This window comes from Solidesulfovibrio sp., assembly GCF_029978005.1.
GTDB lineage: Bacteria > Desulfobacterota > Desulfovibrionia > Desulfovibrionales > Desulfovibrionaceae > Solidesulfovibrio.
The window spans coordinates 1-19,000 of the sequence record NZ_JARKOZ010000069.1 but is presented as its reverse complement, the minus strand read 5'-3'; the positions used below and the strand labels follow the sequence as shown (position 1 = coordinate 19,000).

Here is a 19,000-nt window from a genome sequence, read left to right as displayed (position 1 = left end):
GATTCCCAGACCACGGGCGCCAGCGGCGAAGCGCCGCATTTTAAGAACGGATTCTTTTGCCTTTAAAGAGGCTTTCAAAGCAAAAATTCCAAGACTTTGCCCCGAAGGGGCAACGGGCCTGCGCAGCGACGGCATCGAAAGGCCAAATCCGGCCGCGCCGACGCACCCCCGCCCACGACCACAGCCCCCACCCGGCTACGCCAGTGGGGGGGGCCGGGGGGGATCACCCCCCCCGGCCGCCGGAGGCATCTTCCCCTCCCCCTTCATTTCCTTCGTCCCCTTCACCATCCACCACCACGCGGTTGCGGCCGCCGTTTTTGGCCTTGTACAGGGCGGCGTCGACGCGGCCCATGAGGGCTTCGACGGATTCGCCGGGCCGGGCCTGGGCCACGCCGAGGCTGATGGAGCCGGGGATGTCGCCGGGGAACGGGGCATCGGCGACGATCCGGCGCAGTTTTTCGGCCATGTCCGCGGCCTGGGTCAGGCTGGTGTGGGGAGCGGCCACGACGAATTCCTCGCCGCCGTAGCGGAACAGCCAGTCGACCTTGCGGACGGAACGGCGCACGCGGTCGGCCAGTTCGCGCAGCATGGCGTCGCCGGCCGGGTGGCCGTGTTCGTCGTTGACGCGCTTGAAGTGGTCGATGTCGAACATGATGACGGAGATCGGGGTTTCGTAGCGGGCGGCCCGGCTCAGTTCGTGACTCATGACCTCGTTGAATTTGAGGCGGTTGTTGGCTCCGGTAAGCTGGTCGGTGACGGCCAGTTCGGTGAGCGCCTTGTTGGCGGCTTCCAGTTGGCCGCGATCGGCGCAGATGCGGGCGACCATGGGCCGCAGGAGGAAGAGGCCGACGCTGGCGAGCAGGACGAGCATGGTCAGCGTGGCTGCGAATTCCACCTGGCGCAGGGTGGTCAGGCGGGAGACGGCCCGGCGCTGGTAGGCCTGGACCACGGCGCTGAGGTCGCGCAGCAGCTCGTTTTCGCCAAACGCCAGCACATCGAGGAATTTCGGGTCGGACAGGGCCGGCCGGCCGGCGTCGGCATGGGCGAACGTCCGGGTGCTTTTGAGGAAAAAGGCCATGCGTCCGTCGAGTTCGAAGGGCGGCTTGAAGTAGATGGCCGCCAGTTCCTGGGAGTGGGCGGCCAGGGATTCGGGGTTGTCCAGGTCGGCCAGCAGCTTGGCGTGGTTTTGTTCGAGCTGGTCCACGGCCCGCAGCAGGTGGGCGCGGATGTCGCGGCGGGCCTCCTCGTCGTCGGCCGCGGCCAGGAGCAGGCATTGGGCCAGGACGCGCTGGGTGAGCAGGCGCTGGGTGCCGCTTATGGCCGTGATGTCCGCCGCGTGGTCGATGGAGCCCATGACGTCGCGGAATGCGGCGTAGGCGGCCAGGGACAGGGCGGCGGCCAGGGACAGGGCGATGACGTAGCGCAACGTGAGGTTGCGCTTGAAGGGGCAGACGCGCCTGGAACCGGCTTTGGGGGACGGCATTTTCAAAGCTGTAGGACAGTCCGGCCAGGCTGGCAAGACGGCCCGGCGACGGCATGCCCCGCCGCCGGACCGCCAAGGCGGTTTGGAGGAACTACTTGTCGCCGATGGCCTTACGGTAGGCGGCCAGGGCTTCCACGGTGACCAGGGGGAAGCCGTTTTTCGCGGCAAAGGCTTCGATCTGCGCCCCCTTGGCCATGGTGCCGTCGGGGTTGGTCAGTTCGCACAACACGCCGCAGGGGGCGTATCCGGCCAAGCGGGCCAGGTCCACGGTGGCTTCGGTGTGTCCCCGTCGCGCGAGCACGCCGCCGGGCTTGGCCACCAGGGGAAAGACGTGGCCGGGCCGGGCCAGGTCGCAGGGTTTGGCGGCGGGGGCGATGGCCGTCTTGACGGTTCGCACCCGGTCGGCGGCGGAGACCCCGGTGGTGACGCCTTCGGCCGCCTCGATGGTGACGGTGAAGGCCGTGCCGTTCTTGCAGGTGTTGACCGCGACCATGGGCGGCAGGTCGAGCTGCCGGGCCTTTTCCTCGGTCAGGCACAGGCAGACGATGCCGCTGCATTCGCGGATCAGCATGGCCATTTGGGGTGCGGTGAGGGTTTCGGCCGCGAAGATGAGGTCGCCCTCGTTTTCGCGGTCCGCGTCGTCGGTGACGACGATGCCGCCGCCCTGGCGCAGGGACTCGATGGCGGCGAGGACGCTTCGATGTTCGCTTGCGATGCCGGAATAGGACTGATTCATGGCGCGCTCCGTGAAGAGGTCGTGGCGATAGCCAGAATCAGGGCGGAAAAGGGACGGCCGGACACGCCGCATGCGCGACGCGTCGGCCACGCGCCGGAACGACCCGGCGGCGGGAAACGCCGTCTGCTCCTCTTGCATCCGGACTGTGACCGTCGGCCCTGGCTTCGCACCAGGTCTGCTGACCTTTCCGGCGGGCACGGCCGGGCATGCGGCCGTGGCGCGGCGACGCCGGGGTCTCCCCCGTGGGAACCGGCCGGCCGGTTCCTGTCGTCTCGCCGGAAAGCGCTCGCGGGCTCCCCGGTTTCCCGGGATACCGCCGGTGGGGACTTCCACCCCGCCCTGAGGACAACGGGTATTTTCATAGTCCTCGGCGTCCGGGTTGGCAAGTCCGGACCGGATATGAAAAAGGGCCGCCGGGGAGGGACCGGCGACCCTTGCAGGGAGGGAGGATGGGGGAAAATCGGCGTAATTTCGGGGCTTAATTGGCCTGCTGGGGAGCGGCGGCCTTGGCGTCGGTGGCCGGGACCGGCATGTTCATGCCCTTGCCTTGGCCCTGGTCCATGCCCATCATCATGCCGCCCTTGCCGGCGCCATGGTCCATGCCGCCCATCATCATGCCCTTGCCCATCATCTTGCAGCCTTCCATGTCCTTGCCGTCCATCATGCCCTTGTGGCCGAAGTCGTGGGTCAGGCGCATGGGCGTGCCGGTCTCCTTGGCGTAGCGGATGCGGAACAGGGTGGTCTGCTCGTCGAGCTGGCCGCGCAGGGCGGCGATGTCGGCCACCAGCTTCTTCACGGCGGCCGTGTCGTCGGGCTTGGAAACGAGCAGCGCTTCCAGTTCGGCTTTTTTGGCCGTGATCTTGCCGCGCAGTTCGGCGGTCTTGGCCACGTATTCCTGGTGGAGGGCGTAGGCCTTGTCCGGGTCGACGGCGGGCGCGGCGGCCTTGGCGGCGTCGGCCGGGGCGGCGGCGTGCTGCTGGTGGGTGGACTGGGCCAGGGCCGGGACGGTCAGGATCAGGGACAGGGCGATAGCGGCGGGGATACGGATGCTTGTGCGCATGATGCGCCTCCTTTGCTTTTGTCCGACCGTCACAGCATCGGCCGTGCCACAAGCGCCGGATTTCTCGCCGCGGCCTTCTCGTTTTGCATGGCGTCGGCAATAATATACCGAAATGCTATGTTTTGCTGCGAGATATTCCGGGCCGGCCGTCGCCCGGGCAGAGGCCCGGGCGACGGTGGCGGCGGGAGGTGGGGCAGTGGTCTGGTTAGAATCTATACGGTGGCAGGATGAAATGTGTTCAAAAACGCTACAGGCGGAGCCGACCGGATCAGCGCGCGGCCAACTGTCGGGCGACCAGGGCCTCTTCCAGTTCGTCCGGGGCCGGTTCGACCGGCCGGGGCGCGGGAGCCTCGGCGGGCTCCACCCCGAAGCGGGCCTCGAACTGCCTGCCGAAACGGCACAGGGCCTCCAGGATGGGGATGATGTCCCGGCCCGAGTCCGTGAGCCCGTATTCCACGCGCGGCGGCACCTCGGCGAAGACCGTGCGCGAGATCATGCCGTCGGATTCCAGCTCGCGCAGCTGCTGGGTGAGCATCTTCTGGGTGATGGTCGGCATGGTGCGCCGCAGGGCCGAGAAGCGAAGCGTCGGCACGTCGCGCAAATGCCAGAGGATGAGCGGCTTCCACTTGCCGCCGATGACCGCCAGCGACAGTTCCATGCTGCATGAATATTCCTTGCCGCGACAGCGCCTGCGCCCGCACGGCATTGCTTGTTCGGCCATGACCGCCTCCTGGTATCCAAATGGATACTACTAAACTTTAATGTGCCTACTTGCTTTTTTGGGCATACTGACAGAATCTTCCCAAAGCGTAAAGTGGAAACCGTAAAGGAGGCAGCATGGACGTTTTGGAAGCCATCCACACCCGCCGCAGCATCCGCGCCTTCACCGACGCCCCGGTGTCCGAGGCGGACCTGGACACGATCCTGCGCGCGGCCATGACCGCGCCGAGCGCCGGCAATTCCCAGCCCTGGCATTTCGTGGTCGTCACCGACCGGGCGACCCTCGACGCCATCCCGGACATCCACTCCCACGCGGCCATGGTCCGCCAGGCCCCCCTGGCCATCGCCGTGGCCGCCGAACTGGCCCAGGAGAAGTACCAGGGGTTCGGCTACTGGACGCTGGACTGCTCGGCCGCGGTGGAAAACCTGCTGCTGGCGGCCCGGGCCATCGGGCTCGGCACGGTCTGGTGCGGCATCTATCCCCGGCCCGAGCGCATGGAAGGCCTGTCGCGCCTGCTTTCCCTGCCCGAGGGGATCAAGGCCCACGCCCTGGTGGTGGTCGGCCACCCGGCCCAGGAATTCAAGCGCGTGGACCGGTTCAAGCCCGAGCGCATCCACCGCGACCGCTGGTAGAAGGCAAGCCATGCAGCGCGACATCGGGGCCGTATGCGCCCTCTATCCCATGCCGACGACCATCGTCGGGGCCGTTGCCGACGGCAGGCCCAATTTCCTGGCCATCGCCCATGTGGGCATCCTCAACAACGCCGCCCCACAGTACCTGACCGTGAGCCTTAAAAAGTTCCGCCACACCAGCCGGGCCATCCGCGAGACCGGCGGCTTCTCCATCTGCCTGCCGAGCGTCTCCATGGCCGTGGCCGCGGACTACGTGGGCATCGTTTCCGGCGACCGGGTGGACAAGTCCGGGGTTTTCGAGGTCTTCTACGGCCGGCGCGGCAACGTGCCCATGATCCGGGAGTGCCCGGTCAACATGGAGCTTGCCCTCCACGACGTCATGGACCTGCCGGCCCACGAAGTGTTCGTGGGCGAACTCGTGGCCACCCACGTGGCCGAGGACTGCCTGCGCGACGGCAAGGTCGATCTGGAAAAGGTCCGGCCGCTTCTGTTCGACTATTCCAGCGGCTGGTATTTCGGACTCGGCGAACCCGTGGCCCCCTGCTGGCGGGCCGGACGGGACCATCCGGCCTACGCGGCCGCCAAAGGAGCGAAATGACATGGCCAAGGTATCCCTCGGTTCGAAGACCATGACCCTGCCGACCCCGGCCTGGCTCGTCGGCAGCTACGACGCGGACGGCAAGCCCAACGTCATGACCGCCGCCTGGGGCGGCATCTGCTGCTCCAAGCCGGTGTGCATGTACGTGTCGCTGCAAAAGCCCCGTTACACCTACGCCAACATCATGGAGCGCAAGGCCTTCACCCTCAACGTGGCCTCCGAGGCCGACGTGGCCAAGGTGGACTACTGCGGCATGGTGTCCGGCCGCGACAACGACAAATTCGCCGTGTGCGGCCTCACCGCCGTCAAAAGCGACCTCGTGGACGCGCCCTACGTGGCCGAGTGCCCGCTGGTGGTCGAATGCCGGGTGCTCCACATCCAGGACCTGGGCCAGCATACCATGTTCGTGGGCGAGGTGTTCGACGTCAAGGTGGACGAGGCGGCCATGAAGGACGGCAAGCCCGATCCCAAGGCGATAAAGCCCATCATCTACGCGCCCGAGGACCGCCACTACTACGGCCTCGGCGCCGATCTGGGCCTGGGCTGGTCCCTGGGCAAGGAGTACAAGTGATGGACAAGGTCCGCCTCGATCCGGACATCCTGCCGCCCATGCCCGTGACCCTGGCCGGGGCCGTGGTGGACGGGCGGGCCAATTTCATGGCCGCCGCCTGGGTGACGCGCCTGGGGCACAAGCCGCCCGCCATCGGCGTGTCCGTCAACCGCCGCCAGCACACGGGCAAGGGCATCCGGGAAAACGGCGCGTTTTCCCTGTGCCTGCCCGGGCCGGACATGGTGGAGCTCACGGACTACTGCGGCCTGGTTTCCGGCCGCAACGTCGACAAGTCGGCGCTCTTCGACGTCTTTTACGGCGACACGCCGGGCGCGCCCATGATCCGGCAGTGCCCGCTGTGCCTGGAGATCGCCCTGCTTGAGACCGTGGAGCTGCCCCAGCACGCCTTTTTCATCGGCGAGATCAAGGCCGCCTGGGCCGACGGGGAGATCCTCACCGACGGCAAGCCCGACGTGGGAAAATACAAACCGCTCCTGCTCACCATGCCCGACAACCGCTACTGGACCCTCGGCAGCCATGTGGCCGACGCCTGGAGCGTGGGCAAGAAACGCAAAAGGGGAGAATCCGCATGAAAGTCCTGGCCATAAACGGGAGCGCCCGCAAGGACGGCAACACCGCCATCATGCTGCGGGCCGCGCTGGCCCCCATCGAGGCCGCCGGCATCGAGACCGAACTGCTCCAACTCCACGGCAAGAACATCCACGGCTGCATCGCCTGCATGAAGTGCTGGGAGAAAAAGGACGGCCACTGCGCCGTCAAAAACGACATGCTCAACGACATCATGGACAAGATGGTCGCCGCCGACGGCATGCTCATCGGTTCGCCCACCTACTTCGCCAACGTCACGAGCAACATCAAGTCCATCATCGACCGCGCCGGCATGGTGGCTTTGGCCAACGGCTACCTGCTCGCCCGCAAGGTCGGCGGCGCGGTGGTGGCCGTGCGCCGCGGCGGGGCCATCCACGTCTTCAACTCCATCAACCACTTCTACTTCATCAACCAAGTGGTGGTCCCCGGCTCGAGCTACTGGAATCTCGGCCACGGCCTGGAGCCCGGCGACGTGGCAAAAGACGACGAGGGCATGCTCACCATGGAAAACCTCGGCAAGAACATGGCCTGGGTGCTCCAAAAGTTCCACGGCTGACGCCCCGGCGGGAAGCGCTTCCCGCCTCCGCCCGCCGTCGCGCCATCGGGCCGGCGGCGGGCGGCCTAACCCACGAAGGAATCCCCCATGCAGCCGCAACACGACGAACCCACCGGCCTCGTGGTGCTGTGGGTCAGCCGCGACCCCGAGGCCGCCCGCAACATGGCCCTCATGTACGCGAAAAATTCCCGCCTCAAGGGCTGGTGGGACAAGGTCCACCTGCTGGTCTGGGGCCCCTCGGCCGAGCTGCTGGCCTGGGACGCCTCCCTCCAGGAGGAGGTGGCCGACTGCATGGCCGTCGGCGTCACGGTCCTGGCCTGCCGGGCCTGCGCCGACCGCTACGGCGTGGCCGAAGCCCTGGAGGCCCTCGGCATCAGCGTGCAGTATACGGGCGAACCGATGACGGCCTATTTGAAAGGCGGTTGGAAAGTGCTAAGCGTGTAGGAAAGACCCGCGAAGGAGGTTGCCATGTCCGACGCCCTGCCCCTTTCCGGAAAGGTGGCCCTGGTCACCGGCGCGAGCCGGGGCATCGGCCGGGGCGTCGCCCTGGCCCTGGCCGGGCGCGGCGCGGACGTGGCCCTGGGCTGCCGCGTCAACCTCGACGCCGCCCGGGAGGCCGCCGCCGCGATCACCGCCCTGGGACGGCGCGCCCTGGCCTGCGCCGCCGACGTGTCCGTGGAGGCCGAGGTCGCACGCATGGCCGCGGCCGTGCGCCAAACCCTGGGACCGCCGGACATCCTCGTGGCCAACGCCGGCGTGGCCGTGCCGCGAAGCATCGAATCCGTGACCGCGGCCGACTTCGACGCCGCCCTGTCCGCCAACCTCCGCTCGGCCTTTTACTGCGCCCAGGCCGTGCTGCCGGAGATGCGCCGCCGAGGCTTCGGCCGCCTGGTCTTCATCTCCTCCGTGGCCGCCCAGCGCGGCGGCATCGTCGGGCCGCACTACGCCGCCTCCAAGGCCGGCCTGCACGGACTGGCCCACTTCTACGCCGCCCACCTGGCCCGGGAGGGCGTGACGGCCAACGTCGTGGCCCCGGCGCTCATCCGCACGGACATGGTCTCCGACAACCCCGCGGCCAGGCCCGACTTCCTGCCCGTGGGCCGCTTCGGCACGGTGGAGGAAACCGCCTCCATGGTTGTCGCCCTGGTCGAGAACGGCTACGTCACCGGCCAGACCGTCTCCGTCAACGGCGGCTGGTACATGACCTGAGCCCGCGCCTTCGGAGCGGGACGCCCGTGCGGCCGCCGGCATGGCACGATGCTCGCTTTTTCTTGCCTGATACGGTCCTGTCGCCAAGAGGGGCGTCGCCCGCCCTTGCTTTTTCCCGGATCGGACCGATGCTTTCAAGATATCGCGTCGCGGCCCTTGGGCCGCACCCCGGACGCGTCGACCCTTTGGCCGGGAGGTTTCCATGTTGCGTATGGCCGTTGGGCACGCCAGGTGCCTGGATGCGGATTGCGCCGCCCGCGGCGCGGCGGCCGCCTGCCGCGAACAGCTCGGCGGCCGGGCTCCCGTGGGGCTGCTCCTTTTCACCGGCGTCGGCTACGACCACGCCGCCATCCTGGCCGTCATCGAGGAGTTCTTCCCGGGCGTGCCCCTGGCCGGAGCCACCTCGGCCGGGGAGATGTCCGCCCCGGGCGGACCGAGCGACGACTCCGTACTGCTCGTGGCCTTCGCCGGCGAAGGGATCGCCTGCGCCGTGGGCGTGGCCCGCGACTTCGCCGCACCCGGAGCCGACGTGCGCGCCCAGGCCAGGGCGGCCCTGGCCGAAGCCCGGCCGGCGCTTCCCGGCCCGGCCCGGCTGTGCCTGGCCTTCCCCGACGGCGGCCGGGGCGGGGTGCAGGATTTCGGCCAGGAACTGGCCGCCGGCCTGGCCCCCGACGGGCTGGTCTTCGGCGGCGTGGCCGGCCGGCAACTGACCGACCGCCGGCCCGTGCGCCAGTTCTACGGCCGCGAGATGCTCCTGCACGCCGCGCCGTTTCTGCTCCTTTCCGGCGACATCCCCCTGACCTTCCGCCTCTCGCGCGGCTGGCGGCCCGTGGGCGGCCTGTCCCGGGTCACGAACGTGGAAGGCGCGGTGGTGCACCGCATCGGCGACGGCTCGGCCCTCGACTTCTACCGCCACTACCTCGGCCCCCACGCCGAACCGGCCATCGAACTGCCGCTGGCCATCGCCTGCGAAAAGCACAAGGACTTCATCCTGCGCGCCCCGGCCTTTTTCAGCGAAGGCGACGGCAGCATCCAGTTTCCGGCCGGCGTGCCCGAAGGGGCCATGGTCCAGCTGGCCGAGGCAGACCGCCCGGAAATGCTCGCCGACGTCCGCAACATGGCCAAGGAACTGACCGCCGACACCACCGGCCGCTTCAGCCCGGCCGGCGTGCTGCTCTTTTCCTGCTCCACCCGCAAGGACATCCTCGGCACCCGGGCCGACGAGGAAATCGGCCAGATGGCCGCCGCCCTGCCGCCCGGGACGCCCATGGCCGGCTTCTACAGCCACGGCGAACTGTCGGCCGCCGCGCCGGGTCTGCCCCTGCACCTGCAAAACGGCTCCCTGGCGGCCCTGGTCCTCGGCGGCGAACCGCCCAAGGCGACCCTGCCCCAGGCCGACGAGCCGCCCTGCCCGGCCGGGGAGACCGAAACCCTGGAGCGCGAAATCCGCTCCCTGTCCCGGGCGCTCTCCCGCGCCAACGCCTCCCGCGAACGCCTGGAAGCGCAAAAAGACCGCTCCCAGGCGCTCATGCGCGTCATCAACCGGGAAATCAACGAGGCGCGCATGGAAATCCAACGCAAAAACGAACTGCTGCGCCAGGCCCTGGCCCTGGCCGAGGAAGTCCAGCGCAACCTCCTGCCCCAGGCCGCCCCGGGACTGCCCGGCTTCGACATCGCCGGCACCAGCCTCTACAGCGACGAAACCGGCGGCGACTACTTCGACTTCATCCACGAGCCCAACGAAGAAAAAAACCGCTTCGGCGTCATCATCGGCGACGTCACCGGACACGGCATCGCCGCCGCCCTGCTCATGACCACCGCCCGCGCCTTCCTGCGCATGCGCTCCTTCCAGCCCGGGTCGCTGGCCGCCGTCATGGACGACGTCAACAAGCTCCTGTGCGCCGACCTGGCCGATACCGGCCGGTTCATGACGCTCTTCTACCTGGCCATCGACATCGAGAAAAAACGCCTCCACTGGGTGCGCGCCGGACACGACCCCATCATCCTCTTCGACGCGGCGACAGGACTGGCCCAGGACATCCCGGACAAGGGCGGGCCGCCGCTCGGCATCATCACCGAAACCCGCTACGCCGAAAACTCCTCCAGCGGCATGAAGCCCGGGCAAGTGGCCCTGCTCGCCACCGACGGGCTCTGGGAATCGCGTAACGCCGCCGGCGAAATGTTCGGCAAGGACCGCGTGCGGGCGCTGCTGGCCCAGCACCACGACCAACCCGCCGCGGACATCGTCGAAAGCGTGCTGGCCGGACTGCGGGCGTTTCTGGGTGACGTGCAGCCGGAAGACGACGTGACTTTGGTGGCGATCAAGGTCGTGCCGGACGCGGCGGAGGCGTGAGGACGCGAGAGGGAGGCAGGAAGGGATGAATGCCTCCGGTGGCGGGGAGGGGGGCCGGGGGGCATCATGCCCCCGGTGGGGTTCGGGGCAAAGCCCCGATTGATCCCCCACTCGCCCGCCAGCCCCCGCCTGCTTGCCGCGTTCCATCCTGACGGCAAATCCGGTACGCTTTCCTCATGCAGCGAGCATTGCTTTCCCCTTCTTCTCACCCGCGCGGCCTGCTGGTGGCCGGCACGCGCAGCGGCTGCGGCAAGACGTCGGTGGCTTTGGGACTCATGCGGGCGCTGGCGCGGCGCGGCTTGCGGGTTCAGGCCTTCAAGGCCGGGCCGGACTTCATCGATCCGGGGCATCATGCCCTGGCCACAGGGGAGCCGAGCCACAACCTCGACGACTGGATGTGCGGCGCGGCGGGGACGCGGGAGGTCTTCGCGCGTCATGCGGCGGGTGCGGACGTGGCCGTGGTCGAGGGGGTGATGGGGCTTTTCGACGGCTACGCGGCAACGGACGCGGCGGGCAGTTCCGCTTCGCTGGCGCGGCTTCTGGGGCTGCCGGTGCTGCTTGTCGCGGACGCCGCGTCCATGGCCCGTTCGGCGGCGGCCATGGTGGGGGGGTATCTGTCCTTCGAGCCGGACTTGCGTTTTTGCGGCGTGGTGCTCAACAATGCCGGCAGCGAGTCCCACGCGGCGCTTTTGCGCGAGGTCATGGCCGGTTGCCTGCCCGGAACGCGGCTTTGGGGCGTGCTGCCCAGGCGCTCTGAGTTGGCCATGCCGTCGCGCCACCTGGGCCTGGTCACGGCCGGCGACGACGCCGGGGCCACCGCCCGCCTGGAGTCCCTGGCCGACTGGATCGAATCCTCCCTCGACGTAGACGCACTTATGCGCTCTCTCCCCCCAATCCCCCTATCCGGGGGGCCCGGGGGGGATGATCCCCCCCGGCAGGGGAGTCCAGAGGGGGCGGCGCCCCCTCTGGCCGCCGGAGGCTCCCCCCGGCTGGGCGTGGCCAGGGATGCGGCGTTCTGTTTCTATTACGCCGAGAATCTGCGTTTGTTCGAGGCGGCGGGGATGGAGCTCGTGCCGTTTTCGCCGCTCACGGACGGGGCGCTGCCCGAGGGCCTGGACGGACTCTATTTCGGCGGCGGCTATCCGGAGCTGCATGCCGCCGCGCTCGCCGCCAACGCGGGCATGCTGGCCGGGGTGCGGGCCTTTTGCGCCTCGGGTCGGCCGGTTTTGGCCGAGTGCGGCGGGTTCATGTACCTGATGGCGTCCCTGGCCGACCTTTCGGGCAACGAGCACGCCATGACCGGGGTGTTTCCCTTTCGGGCGGCCATGAGCGAGCGGTTTTCGGCCCTGGGCTACCGGCAGGTGACGACCCTGACCGACACCCTGCTCGGGCCGGCCGGCACGCGGCTTCGGGGGCATGAATTCCATTATTCGCGCATCCTCGGCGAGACCGGGGACGTTCCGGGCGTCTATGCCGCCGCCGGCCGCAAGGGGGAGTTGCCGGGCCGGCACGGGTTTCTCCGGGGCGGCACGCTCGGCAGCTACGTGCACCTGCATTTCGCGAGCTGTCCGCAGGCGGCCGAGGCCTTTGCCAGGGCCTGCATGGAGGGGCGATGAGGACCGACGGGCCGCTTCGCGAGGGCTTCACCACGGGCACGGCGGCGGCCGGCGCGGCCAAGGCGGCGGCGCGGCTGCTTTTGGGCGGCGAGGCGCTGGCGTCGGTGGACGTGCCGCTTCCGGGCGGCGGCCGGCTGACGGTCCCGGTGGCCGAGGTCCGCCTGGAGGACGGCGGGGCGTTCGCCGCGGTGGTCAAGGACGGCGGTGACGACCCGGACGTCACCCACGGCGCGCGCATCGGCTGCCGGGTGGAGCCCTGGCCCCTGGCCGCGTCGGGCGAAGTCGTCGTCGCGGGCGGCGAGGGCGTGGGCCGGGTGACCTTGCCGGGGCTGCCCGTGGCGGTGGGCGAGCCGGCCATCAATCCCGCGCCCCGGGCGCAGATCGCGGCGGCCGTGGCCGAGGCGGCGGCGCTCTCGGGCTTCGCCGGCGGGCTTCGGGCCGTGGTGACCGTGCCCGGGGGCGAAGCCATGGCCCGAAAGACCCTCAATCCGCGCCTGGGCATCGTCGGCGGCATCTCGATCCTCGGCGCGACGGGCATCGTGCGGCCCTTCAGCCACGCCGCCTGGGAGGCGTCCATCGCCGAAGCCCTGGATGTGGCCCGGGCGCTCGGCCACGAGGTCGCGGGCTTTTCCACGGGGCGGCGCAGCGAAGCGCTCCTTCGGGCCATGCTGCCGCATCTGCCCGAGACGGCCTGCGTCCAGGCGGCGGACTGCTTCGCCTTCGCCCTGGGCGCGGCGGCGAAGCGGCAATTCCGGGAGATCGTCTGGGCCGCCTATCCGGGCAAGCTGGTCAAGATGGCGCAGGGGCTGCCCAACACCCACGCCCATAAGGGCGACACGGACTTTTCGGCCCTGGCCGGCTGGTGCCGGCAGGCGGACTGGCCCGAGGCGCTTTCACGACAGGCGGCCACGGCCAATACGGCCCGCCACGCCTTCGAGATGGCCCCTGGCGCGGCTGCCAAGGCGGCCCTGGCCGGAGTGCTGGCCCGGGCCGCCCTTGGGCACATGCGCCGCTTCGCCGGCCCGGGGCCGGACGTGGAGCTGGCCGTCTTCGACTTCGACGGCGCGCTGCTCGTCAGGGAAAGGTCGCCATCGCCGGCTCGCGGCGGATGACGGCGAACCCGCGCGTCCACCAGCGCAGCATGGAGCGCAACACCCAAGGGATGGGCAAAAGCAGCGTGAAGCCCACGAGCCACAGAATGGTGTGGCCAAGAAGCCCCAGACCCGAGCCGGTGAATTCCACGCCGAAGCCCTCGGCCTCGATGTTGCGGCACAGCCAGCGCGTCATGGCCGTGGCCACGAAGGCCCAGCCGACGACGGTGACGATGGAAGCCGTGAAAAGCAGCACCCAGCCGAGGAACGGGGCGTAGCGGCCGCCAAAGCGCGCCGATCCGCCGGGCGTCAGGCGGATGTTCTCGATGAGCCAGCGGTAAAGGGCCAGCTTGACCGCCGCGTCCAGGGGGATGAGCGCCACGGCGAGCACGATCTGTACCGCCCCGGCCTTGTTGCCGTGGCCCAGGCCCGCCGTGGCCAGGTTGGGCAGCACGGCCAGAAAGGCGGCCACGGCGAAAAGCGGCCACATTTTCCCGGCCCGGCCCTCGAACACGGCCCGGCTGCCGTCGGAAAATCGCAGCCCGGCGCACCACCAGCCGAAAAACGCCACGGCCCCCCAGGCCGCCGGGATGATGCAAATCGACAGGACGAGGCACAGCAGGGCGTAGCCCAGGCTGGCCATGGCCCCGCCCGCGAACGTGACGGATACGCTTCTCTCTTCCATGCGGCCTCCCGCTGCTGCGAATGTTCCTACCTGACCCGGCTTGCCGAAAAGGGCAAGGGCGATGTCCTGGGCCCCTTTTGACCGACGCGCGCCGGACGCGTACAGGGGGCCATGACGTACGACGAGGCGCTTTCGTGACGGCTCGGTCCATCCGCGTGGTCGGCCTGGGCGTCGGTGGGACGTGGCTGGCTCCGCCAGCGGCGGCGGCCGTGGCCGGAGCCGAGGTGCTGGTCGGCGGGCGGCGGCTTCTGGCCCTTTTTTCGGATCACCCCGGCGCGCGCATCCCCATCGCCGGCCCCCTGGATGCCGTGTGCCAGGCCATGGCATCGGCCGTAGGGGAGGGCCGCGTCGTGGCCGTGCTGGCCGACGGCGACCCGCTTTTCTTCGGTATCGGCCGGCTCCTGGCCGAGCGTTTCGGGCCGGACCGCTTGATCTTTTACCCCGCCGTCACGGCCGTGGCCGCCGCCTGCGCCCGGCTGGGGCGGACCTGGCACGACCTGCCCGCGGTGTCGCTTCACGGCCGAAACGACATGCAGCCGCTTTTCGCCGCCCTTTGCCGGGCCGAAGCCGTGGCCGCCTACACCGACGCCGTCAATGCGCCGGGCGTCATCGCGACCAGGCTCCTCGATCGCGGCGGCGACGCCTTCGCCATGACCGTGTGCGAGGACATGGGCCTGCCCGGGGAATGGCTGCGGCGGCTGCCCCTGGCCGAGGCCGCCGGCCTGGAATTTTCCCCGCTGAACCTCGTCGTCATCGAGCGCGTCCGCCCGGTGGCCGTGCCCCTGGTCCTCGGGCTTTCGGACGAGGCGCTTTTGCGCCAGGACCGGGTGTTCACCAAAAAGCCCGTGCGGGCCGCCGCCCTGGCCGCCCTGGCCCCGCGCCCCGGGGACGTGGTCTGGGACGTGGGGGCCGGCGTCGGGACCGTGGCCCTGGAGGCCTCGTTGCTCAACGCCGGCGGCCCGGTCTTCGCCGTGGAGCGCGACCCCGAGCGGGCGCGCCTTCTGGCCGAGAACATCCGCCGCACCGGCGCGCTGACCGTCTCGGCCGTCCGTGGCGAGGCCCCGGACGTCCTGGAAAGCCTGCCCGATCCGGACCGCGTCTTCGTCGGCGGCGGCACGACCGAGCGCCCCGACCTGCTGCCGCGCCTGTGCCAGCGGCTGCGGCCCGGCGGCGGCATCGTGGTCAACTGCGTGCTGCTCGGCAGCCTCCACCGGGCCCTGGCCGATTTCGAGGCGGCCGGGCTGGCCGTGACGCTCACCCAACTCCAGGCCGCCACGGCCGCGCCCCTGGCCGGCGACCTGCGCCTTTGCGCCGACAATCCCGTATACATCCTCGCGGCCGCCAAGGAGGACCCCCATGGCTGAGGCGCTTTTCCCCCATGGCGGCGTGGCGTTCGTCGGCGCGGGGCCGGGAGACCCGGACCTGCTCACCGTCAAGGCCGCCCGCCTCATCGGACAGGCCGACCTGGTGCTTTTCGCCGGCTCCCTGGTGCCGCCGGCCGTGGTGGCCCTGGCCCGCGCCGAGGCCAAGGTCGTGGATTCCGCCCCCTTGAGCCTGGAGGAAACCCACGCCCTGCTCGCGGCCACGGCGCGCGCCGGCGGCCTCGCCGCCCGGGTGCACACCGGCGACCCGGCGCTTTACGGTGCGGTGGCCGAACAGGCCCGACTCCTCGACGCCGAGGGCATCCCCTACATCGTGGTGCCGGGCGTGACCTCGGCCTCGGCCGCCGCCGCCGCCTTCGGCGTCAGCTTCACCGAGCCCGAGGCGACCCAGACCCTCATCCTCACCCGGCTGGCCGGCCGCACGCCCGTGCCGTCCGGCCAGTCCCTGGCCGAACTCGCCCGGCACGGCGCGTCCATGGCCGTCTACCTTTCCGCCGGCGACCCCGAGGGCGTGGCCCGGGCGCTGACCGAAGGCGGCCTGCCGGGCGACACGCCCGTGGCCGTGGCCCACCGCCTGGGCTGGCCCGGCGAGAAACGCCGCCTGGCCACCATCGACACCCTGGCCCGAACCGTACGCCAGGAAGGCATGGGCCGGCAGACCGTCTTCCTGGTGCTGCCGGGACTCGGCCGGGGCGCGGCGTCCAAACTCTACGATCCGTCCTTCGGCCACGGCTTCCGGCCGGCCCGGGACGACGACTGAGGAGGTTGCATGGAAACGTTCGAAGTCCGCACCACCCGCCGGGAGGAACTCGTGCGCCTGACCGGCGCGCTCCAGGAGCTGGTGGACGCCAAGGGCTGGCGCGACGGGGCGCTGGTGGTCTACTGCCCCCACACCACCGCCGCCCTGACCGTCAACGAAGACGCCGACCCGGATGTGGCCGCCGACCTCGTCATGGCCCTCTCCCGGCTGCTGCCCCGCGAAGCCGGCTACCGCCACGCCGAAGGCAACAGCGACGCCCATGTCAAGACCACCCTCGTCGGGCCGTCCCAGACGCTCATCGTCTCCGGCGGCCGCATCCAGCTCGGCACCTGGCAAGGCGTGTTCCTGTGCGAATGGGACGGCCCCCGGAACCGGAAAGTCTGGGCGCAGTGGCTGGGACACTAGGGTGGCGAGGTAACGGGTTGAGAAAGATGAAGATGCCTCCGGCGGCCAGGAGGGGGTGACCCCCTCCTGGACCTCCCCAATGGGGGACTCCGTTGCACAAGGGAAAATGGGGCGTGAAGAAGACAGAGATGTACTGGGATATTTTCGCGTACGGGACGCTGCGGCAGGGATTTCGCAACCACCACTACGTGGCCGGCTGCCCGTGCCTCGGCCGGGCCGAGACGGTCGAGGCCTACGCCATGTACGTGGCCGGCGACATACCCTACCTCGTGGCCGACGAACCGCACAGCCGCGTCGTCGGCGAGGTCTACCGAGTGGACGCGACCCGGCTTCGCGAACTGGACGCCCTGGAGGAACACCCCCGGGAGTACTGCCGCGCCGTCGCTCCGGTGGTCATGGCCGATGGCGCGACGGCGCAGGCCTGGATATACTTCGCCCGCCGCCCCTTCGAAGGCGTGCTCCACACGGGCGACTTCGCGGCCTGGACGCCTAGTAGGTTTTGAAGATCCAGGCATACAGGACGTAGAGCCAGCCCAATATGCCATGGATGATGGCCCAGAAGATGGACTTGTTGAGCGCGAAGGACACGGACATGGCCAGGGCCGAACCGAATCCGACGCCGTACTTGACCACGGTCTGATTCATGTAGACAGGCATGCGTTCTTCCTCCATGCACAAGATGCTACCCTGTTTCACGGCCAAGCGCACGCCTTTCCGCGCGCCTTGACGCAATTGACATTCGAACCCGCCGCGCGCACAGTCACGCTATGCTCGCCACGATGTCCACAAGGATTTCAGGCCGCTGCCACGGCGTCGCCGGCCTTGCCGCGCTGCTTGCCCTGGGGTTGCTCCTGGCGGCGCTCCCGGCCGGGGCGGGCGACGCCCCGGCCCTCGATCCCAAAATCGTCCACCTGGTGTCCCGCCTGACCTACGGCCCAGCCCCCGGCGACCTCGCTCGGGCGACGGCCATGGGCCCGGAAGCCTTCATCGAGGCCCAGCTCTCCCCGGAGACCGCCCCCGAACCCCAGGCCCTGACCGCCGCCCTGGCCGCCCTGCCCACCCAGGCCATGGACACGGTGCGCCTTTTCCGAGAATTCGGCCCCTCCGGCGGCACGGAGGCCCAACCCGGCCCCGACGCCATGCGCCGGGTCTTCGACCGGGCCGAGACCGCCTCCCTGGAAGCCGCCCGGGCAAGACTGCTTCGCTCCATCTGGTCCCCGAACCAGCTGACCGAACTCATGGTCGCCTTCTGGTGCGACCACTTCAGCCTGGGCGCGACCAAAGGCCTGGCCCAGCTCTGGTCCGGCTCCTTCGAGCGCGAAGCCATCCGCCCCCACGCCCTGGGCCGGTTCGCCGACCTCCTGGCCGCCACCGCCCGCCACCCGGCCATGCTCATCGCCCGGGGCAACTGGAAAAACATCGTCAACCGCCAGAACGCGGGGCCGGCCAAGGAAGCCCTGGACCCGACGTACGCCGCCATCCTGCTGGCCCACCAGACCCTGGGTCCCGGCGGCCCCCAAAAGCCCGCCGACACCCTGGCCCTGGCCCGCATCCTCACCGGCTGGCGCGTGGGCGCGGCGCGCGGCGCGGCCGATTCCGGCGGCTTCTACTTCGACGTGGAACTCCACGACCCCTTGGACAAGACGCTGCTCGGCCACACCATCAAAGGCACGGGCGCGGCCGAAGGCGCGACCGCCCTGGACATCCTGGCCGAACACCCGGCCACGGCCAAAAACATCGCCCGCAAGCTCGCCATCTACTTCCTGGCCGACGACCCGCCACCCGCCCTGGTCAGCCGCACCGCCGAAGCCTTCGCCAAATCCGGCGGCGACATCCGCCAAACCCTGCTGGCGCTGTTCAAAAGCCCGGAATTCTTCGATCCCAAATACATGGGCAACCGCTTCAAATCGCCCCTGCGGCAAGTCGTCTCGGCCGTGCGCGCCACGGGACTGCCGCCCGGCGACACCACCGCCCTGGCCGGCTGCCTGGCCGGACTCGGACAACCCTTCTATGCCGCCGACGGCCCCGAAGGCTACCCGCTGGCCTCCAGCGCCTGGCTCAAACCCGACGCCCTGCTGCGCCGGGTGACCTTCGCCGGCGACCTGGCCGCCGGACGCATCCCGGGCGTCAAACCCGCCGCCAAGCTCTCCTGCCAAACCCTGGCCGATACCCTCGGCCCGGACGTCGATGCCCATACCCGCCAAGTCGCGGAAAAAGCCGGCGACAACGTCGGTCTCGCCGTCATCCTCGCCTCGCCCGAAGCCATGCGCTATTAGGGCCTTGCCCTGGACCCGGCTGGACGCTGCCCCGCACCCGCTGGGGCGTTGCCCCAGACCCCACCAGGGCTTTGCCCTGGACCCACCGGGGGGAGTCACTCCCCCAGGCCGTCGCCCCTTCTGGGCGAGATTTAATGGACTTTTTGCTTTGAAAGCCTCTTAAAGGCACTGAAGGAATCTTCTCTTAACATGCGGCGCGTCGCCGCTGGCGCCCGGGGTCGCGGAAATGGGCCGGGCGGTGCTGGCCGGCTTTGCGGCCTGCGTCGCCCGGCCCATTT

21 protein-coding genes are annotated in these 19,000 nt (G+C 69.8%); 15 read left to right on the top strand and 6 right to left on the bottom strand.

Going from position 1 to position 19,000, the window contains the following annotated elements; all coding sequences use genetic code 11:
* Positions 1-223: 223 nt before the first annotated feature.
* The 4 genes from Q1K70_RS08335 to Q1K70_RS08320 form a co-directional block, all read right to left on the bottom strand.
* Complete coding sequence (locus tag Q1K70_RS08335; protein WP_300157774.1) at positions 224-1,483, bottom strand: GGDEF domain-containing protein; 1,260 nt, start codon at positions 1,481-1,483, stop codon at positions 224-226.
* Positions 1,484-1,574: 91 nt separating this feature from the next.
* Entirely contained in the window at positions 1,575-2,219 is a 645-nt protein-coding gene (ribB, locus tag Q1K70_RS08330) for a 3,4-dihydroxy-2-butanone-4-phosphate synthase (RefSeq protein ID WP_300157772.1), read from the bottom strand.
* Positions 2,220-2,697: 478 nt separating this feature from the next.
* Complete coding sequence (locus Q1K70_RS08325) at positions 2,698-3,279, bottom strand: periplasmic heavy metal sensor (protein ID WP_300157770.1); 582 nt, start codon at positions 3,277-3,279, stop codon at positions 2,698-2,700.
* A 268-nt stretch (positions 3,280-3,547) separates the two neighbouring features.
* Positions 3,548-3,985, bottom strand: coding sequence for a helix-turn-helix domain-containing protein (locus Q1K70_RS08320; protein WP_300157776.1), 438 nt, complete (start codon positions 3,983-3,985; stop codon positions 3,548-3,550).
* Positions 3,986-4,116: 131 nt separating this feature from the next.
* On the opposite strand from Q1K70_RS08320, the gene Q1K70_RS08315 reads away from it, so the two are divergent.
* The 10 genes from Q1K70_RS08315 (at position 4,117) to cbiD (ending at position 13,235) form a co-directional block, all read left to right on the top strand.
* Positions 4,117-4,632 carry a nitroreductase family protein gene (locus Q1K70_RS08315; protein WP_300157768.1) on the top strand — a complete coding sequence of 172 codons (516 nt, stop codon included), beginning with the start codon at positions 4,117-4,119 and terminating at the stop codon, positions 4,630-4,632.
* 10 nt (positions 4,633-4,642) lie between these two features.
* Positions 4,643-5,230 carry a flavin reductase family protein gene (locus tag Q1K70_RS08310; RefSeq protein WP_300157767.1) on the top strand — a complete coding sequence of 196 codons (588 nt, stop codon included), beginning with the start codon at positions 4,643-4,645 and terminating at the stop codon, positions 5,228-5,230.
* Between the two features lies 1 nt (position 5,231).
* Positions 5,232-5,801: a flavin reductase family protein gene (locus tag Q1K70_RS08305; protein WP_300157766.1), complete on the top strand. Its 570-nt coding sequence runs from the start codon at positions 5,232-5,234 to the stop codon at positions 5,799-5,801.
* A complete protein-coding gene (locus Q1K70_RS08300; RefSeq protein ID WP_300157764.1) occupies positions 5,801-6,373 on the top strand; it encodes a flavin reductase family protein in 573 nt (190 codons plus the stop codon). The genes Q1K70_RS08305 and Q1K70_RS08300 overlap by 1 nt, the downstream gene beginning before the upstream one ends.
* Complete coding sequence (locus Q1K70_RS08295; RefSeq protein WP_300157762.1) at positions 6,370-6,945, top strand: flavodoxin family protein; 576 nt, start codon at positions 6,370-6,372, stop codon at positions 6,943-6,945. Before Q1K70_RS08300 ends, Q1K70_RS08295 begins: the two co-directional genes overlap by 4 nt.
* Before the next feature lie 87 nt (positions 6,946-7,032).
* Complete coding sequence (locus Q1K70_RS08290) at positions 7,033-7,389, top strand: DsrE family protein (RefSeq protein ID WP_300157760.1); 357 nt, start codon at positions 7,033-7,035, stop codon at positions 7,387-7,389.
* Positions 7,390-7,413: 24 nt separating this feature from the next.
* The gene (locus Q1K70_RS08285; protein ID WP_300157758.1) at positions 7,414-8,154 is read left to right on the top strand and encodes an SDR family NAD(P)-dependent oxidoreductase; all 741 of its coding nucleotides are present in this window, start codon (positions 7,414-7,416) and stop codon (positions 8,152-8,154) included.
* Positions 8,155-8,356: 202 nt separating this feature from the next.
* Entirely contained in the window at positions 8,357-10,507 is a 2,151-nt protein-coding gene (locus Q1K70_RS08280; RefSeq protein ID WP_300157756.1) for a SpoIIE family protein phosphatase, read from the top strand.
* Between the two features lie 176 nt (positions 10,508-10,683).
* The gene (locus Q1K70_RS08275; protein WP_300157754.1) at positions 10,684-12,123 is read left to right on the top strand and encodes a cobyrinate a,c-diamide synthase; all 1,440 of its coding nucleotides are present in this window, start codon (positions 10,684-10,686) and stop codon (positions 12,121-12,123) included.
* Entirely contained in the window at positions 12,120-13,235 is a 1,116-nt protein-coding gene (cbiD, locus tag Q1K70_RS08270) for a cobalt-precorrin-5B (C(1))-methyltransferase CbiD (RefSeq protein WP_300157752.1), read from the top strand. The genes Q1K70_RS08275 and cbiD overlap by 4 nt, the downstream gene beginning before the upstream one ends.
* Here cbiD and Q1K70_RS08265 read toward each other — a convergent pair.
* Positions 13,198-13,899, bottom strand: a complete 702-nt coding sequence (locus Q1K70_RS08265; protein ID WP_300157750.1) for a hypothetical protein — start codon at positions 13,897-13,899, stop codon at positions 13,198-13,200. The genes cbiD and Q1K70_RS08265 overlap by 38 nt on opposite strands.
* A 134-nt stretch (positions 13,900-14,033) precedes the next feature.
* On the opposite strand from Q1K70_RS08265, the gene cbiE reads away from it, so the two are divergent.
* The 4 genes from cbiE to Q1K70_RS08245 all read left to right on the top strand — a co-directional run bounded on the left by cbiE (position 14,034) and on the right by Q1K70_RS08245 (position 16,949).
* Positions 14,034-15,263: a precorrin-6y C5,15-methyltransferase (decarboxylating) subunit CbiE gene (cbiE, locus tag Q1K70_RS08260; RefSeq protein ID WP_300157748.1), complete on the top strand. Its 1,230-nt coding sequence runs from the start codon at positions 14,034-14,036 to the stop codon at positions 15,261-15,263.
* The gene (gene cobM, locus Q1K70_RS08255) at positions 15,256-16,041 is read left to right on the top strand and encodes a precorrin-4 C(11)-methyltransferase (RefSeq protein ID WP_300157745.1); all 786 of its coding nucleotides are present in this window, start codon (positions 15,256-15,258) and stop codon (positions 16,039-16,041) included. The genes cbiE and cobM overlap by 8 nt, the downstream gene beginning before the upstream one ends.
* 9 nt (positions 16,042-16,050) lie before the next feature.
* On the top strand, positions 16,051-16,446 hold the full coding sequence (locus tag Q1K70_RS08250; protein WP_300157743.1) for a secondary thiamine-phosphate synthase enzyme YjbQ: 396 nt from the start codon (positions 16,051-16,053) through the stop codon (positions 16,444-16,446).
* 113 nt (positions 16,447-16,559) lie between these two features.
* Positions 16,560-16,949: a gamma-glutamylcyclotransferase family protein gene (locus Q1K70_RS08245; protein ID WP_300157742.1), complete on the top strand. Its 390-nt coding sequence runs from the start codon at positions 16,560-16,562 to the stop codon at positions 16,947-16,949.
* Here the strand turns inward: Q1K70_RS08245 and Q1K70_RS08240 are convergent.
* Entirely contained in the window at positions 16,936-17,103 is a 168-nt protein-coding gene (locus tag Q1K70_RS08240) for a hypothetical protein (RefSeq protein ID WP_300157740.1), read from the bottom strand. The genes Q1K70_RS08245 and Q1K70_RS08240 overlap by 14 nt on opposite strands.
* 122 nt (positions 17,104-17,225) lie before the next feature.
* Here Q1K70_RS08240 and Q1K70_RS08235 point away from each other — a divergent pair, with 122 nt between their 5' ends.
* Positions 17,226-18,722: a DUF1800 domain-containing protein gene (locus tag Q1K70_RS08235; protein WP_300157738.1), complete on the top strand. Its 1,497-nt coding sequence runs from the start codon at positions 17,226-17,228 to the stop codon at positions 18,720-18,722.
* Positions 18,723-19,000: the final 278 nt, after the last annotated feature.

Excerpts from the sequence above, each read along its gene's own strand:
- Q1K70_RS08235 (WP_300157738.1), top strand. The coding sequence starts at position 17,226 with ATGTCCACAAGGATTTCAGGCCGCTGCCACGGCGTCGCCGGCCTTGCC.
- Q1K70_RS08275 (WP_300157754.1), top strand. The coding sequence starts at position 10,684 with ATGCAGCGAGCATTGCTTTCCCCTTCTTCTCACCCGCGCGGCCTGCTG.
- Q1K70_RS08240 (WP_300157740.1), bottom strand. The coding sequence starts at position 17,103 with ATGCCTGTCTACATGAATCAGACCGTGGTCAAGTACGGCGTCGGATTC.
- Q1K70_RS08290 (WP_300157760.1), top strand. The coding sequence starts at position 7,033 with ATGCAGCCGCAACACGACGAACCCACCGGCCTCGTGGTGCTGTGGGTC.
- Q1K70_RS08320 (WP_300157776.1), bottom strand. The coding sequence starts at position 3,985 with ATGCCGTGCGGGCGCAGGCGCTGTCGCGGCAAGGAATATTCATGCAGC.
- cbiD (WP_300157752.1), top strand. The coding sequence starts at position 12,120 with ATGAGGACCGACGGGCCGCTTCGCGAGGGCTTCACCACGGGCACGGCG.
- Q1K70_RS08335 (WP_300157774.1), bottom strand. The coding sequence starts at position 1,483 with ATGCCGTCCCCCAAAGCCGGTTCCAGGCGCGTCTGCCCCTTCAAGCGC.
- Q1K70_RS08295 (WP_300157762.1), top strand. The coding sequence starts at position 6,370 with ATGAAAGTCCTGGCCATAAACGGGAGCGCCCGCAAGGACGGCAACACC.
- Q1K70_RS08305 (WP_300157766.1), top strand. The coding sequence starts at position 5,232 with ATGGCCAAGGTATCCCTCGGTTCGAAGACCATGACCCTGCCGACCCCG.
- Q1K70_RS08250 (WP_300157743.1), top strand. The coding sequence starts at position 16,051 with ATGGAAACGTTCGAAGTCCGCACCACCCGCCGGGAGGAACTCGTGCGC.
- ribB (WP_300157772.1), bottom strand. The coding sequence starts at position 2,219 with ATGAATCAGTCCTATTCCGGCATCGCAAGCGAACATCGAAGCGTCCTC.
- Q1K70_RS08285 (WP_300157758.1), top strand. The coding sequence starts at position 7,414 with ATGTCCGACGCCCTGCCCCTTTCCGGAAAGGTGGCCCTGGTCACCGGC.
- cobM (WP_300157745.1), top strand. The coding sequence starts at position 15,256 with ATGGCTGAGGCGCTTTTCCCCCATGGCGGCGTGGCGTTCGTCGGCGCG.
- Q1K70_RS08325 (WP_300157770.1), bottom strand. The coding sequence starts at position 3,279 with ATGCGCACAAGCATCCGTATCCCCGCCGCTATCGCCCTGTCCCTGATC.
- Q1K70_RS08300 (WP_300157764.1), top strand. The coding sequence starts at position 5,801 with ATGGACAAGGTCCGCCTCGATCCGGACATCCTGCCGCCCATGCCCGTG.
- Q1K70_RS08310 (WP_300157767.1), top strand. The coding sequence starts at position 4,643 with ATGCAGCGCGACATCGGGGCCGTATGCGCCCTCTATCCCATGCCGACG.
- Q1K70_RS08280 (WP_300157756.1), top strand. The coding sequence starts at position 8,357 with ATGTTGCGTATGGCCGTTGGGCACGCCAGGTGCCTGGATGCGGATTGC.
- Q1K70_RS08315 (WP_300157768.1), top strand. The coding sequence starts at position 4,117 with ATGGACGTTTTGGAAGCCATCCACACCCGCCGCAGCATCCGCGCCTTC.
- Q1K70_RS08265 (WP_300157750.1), bottom strand. The coding sequence starts at position 13,899 with ATGGAAGAGAGAAGCGTATCCGTCACGTTCGCGGGCGGGGCCATGGCC.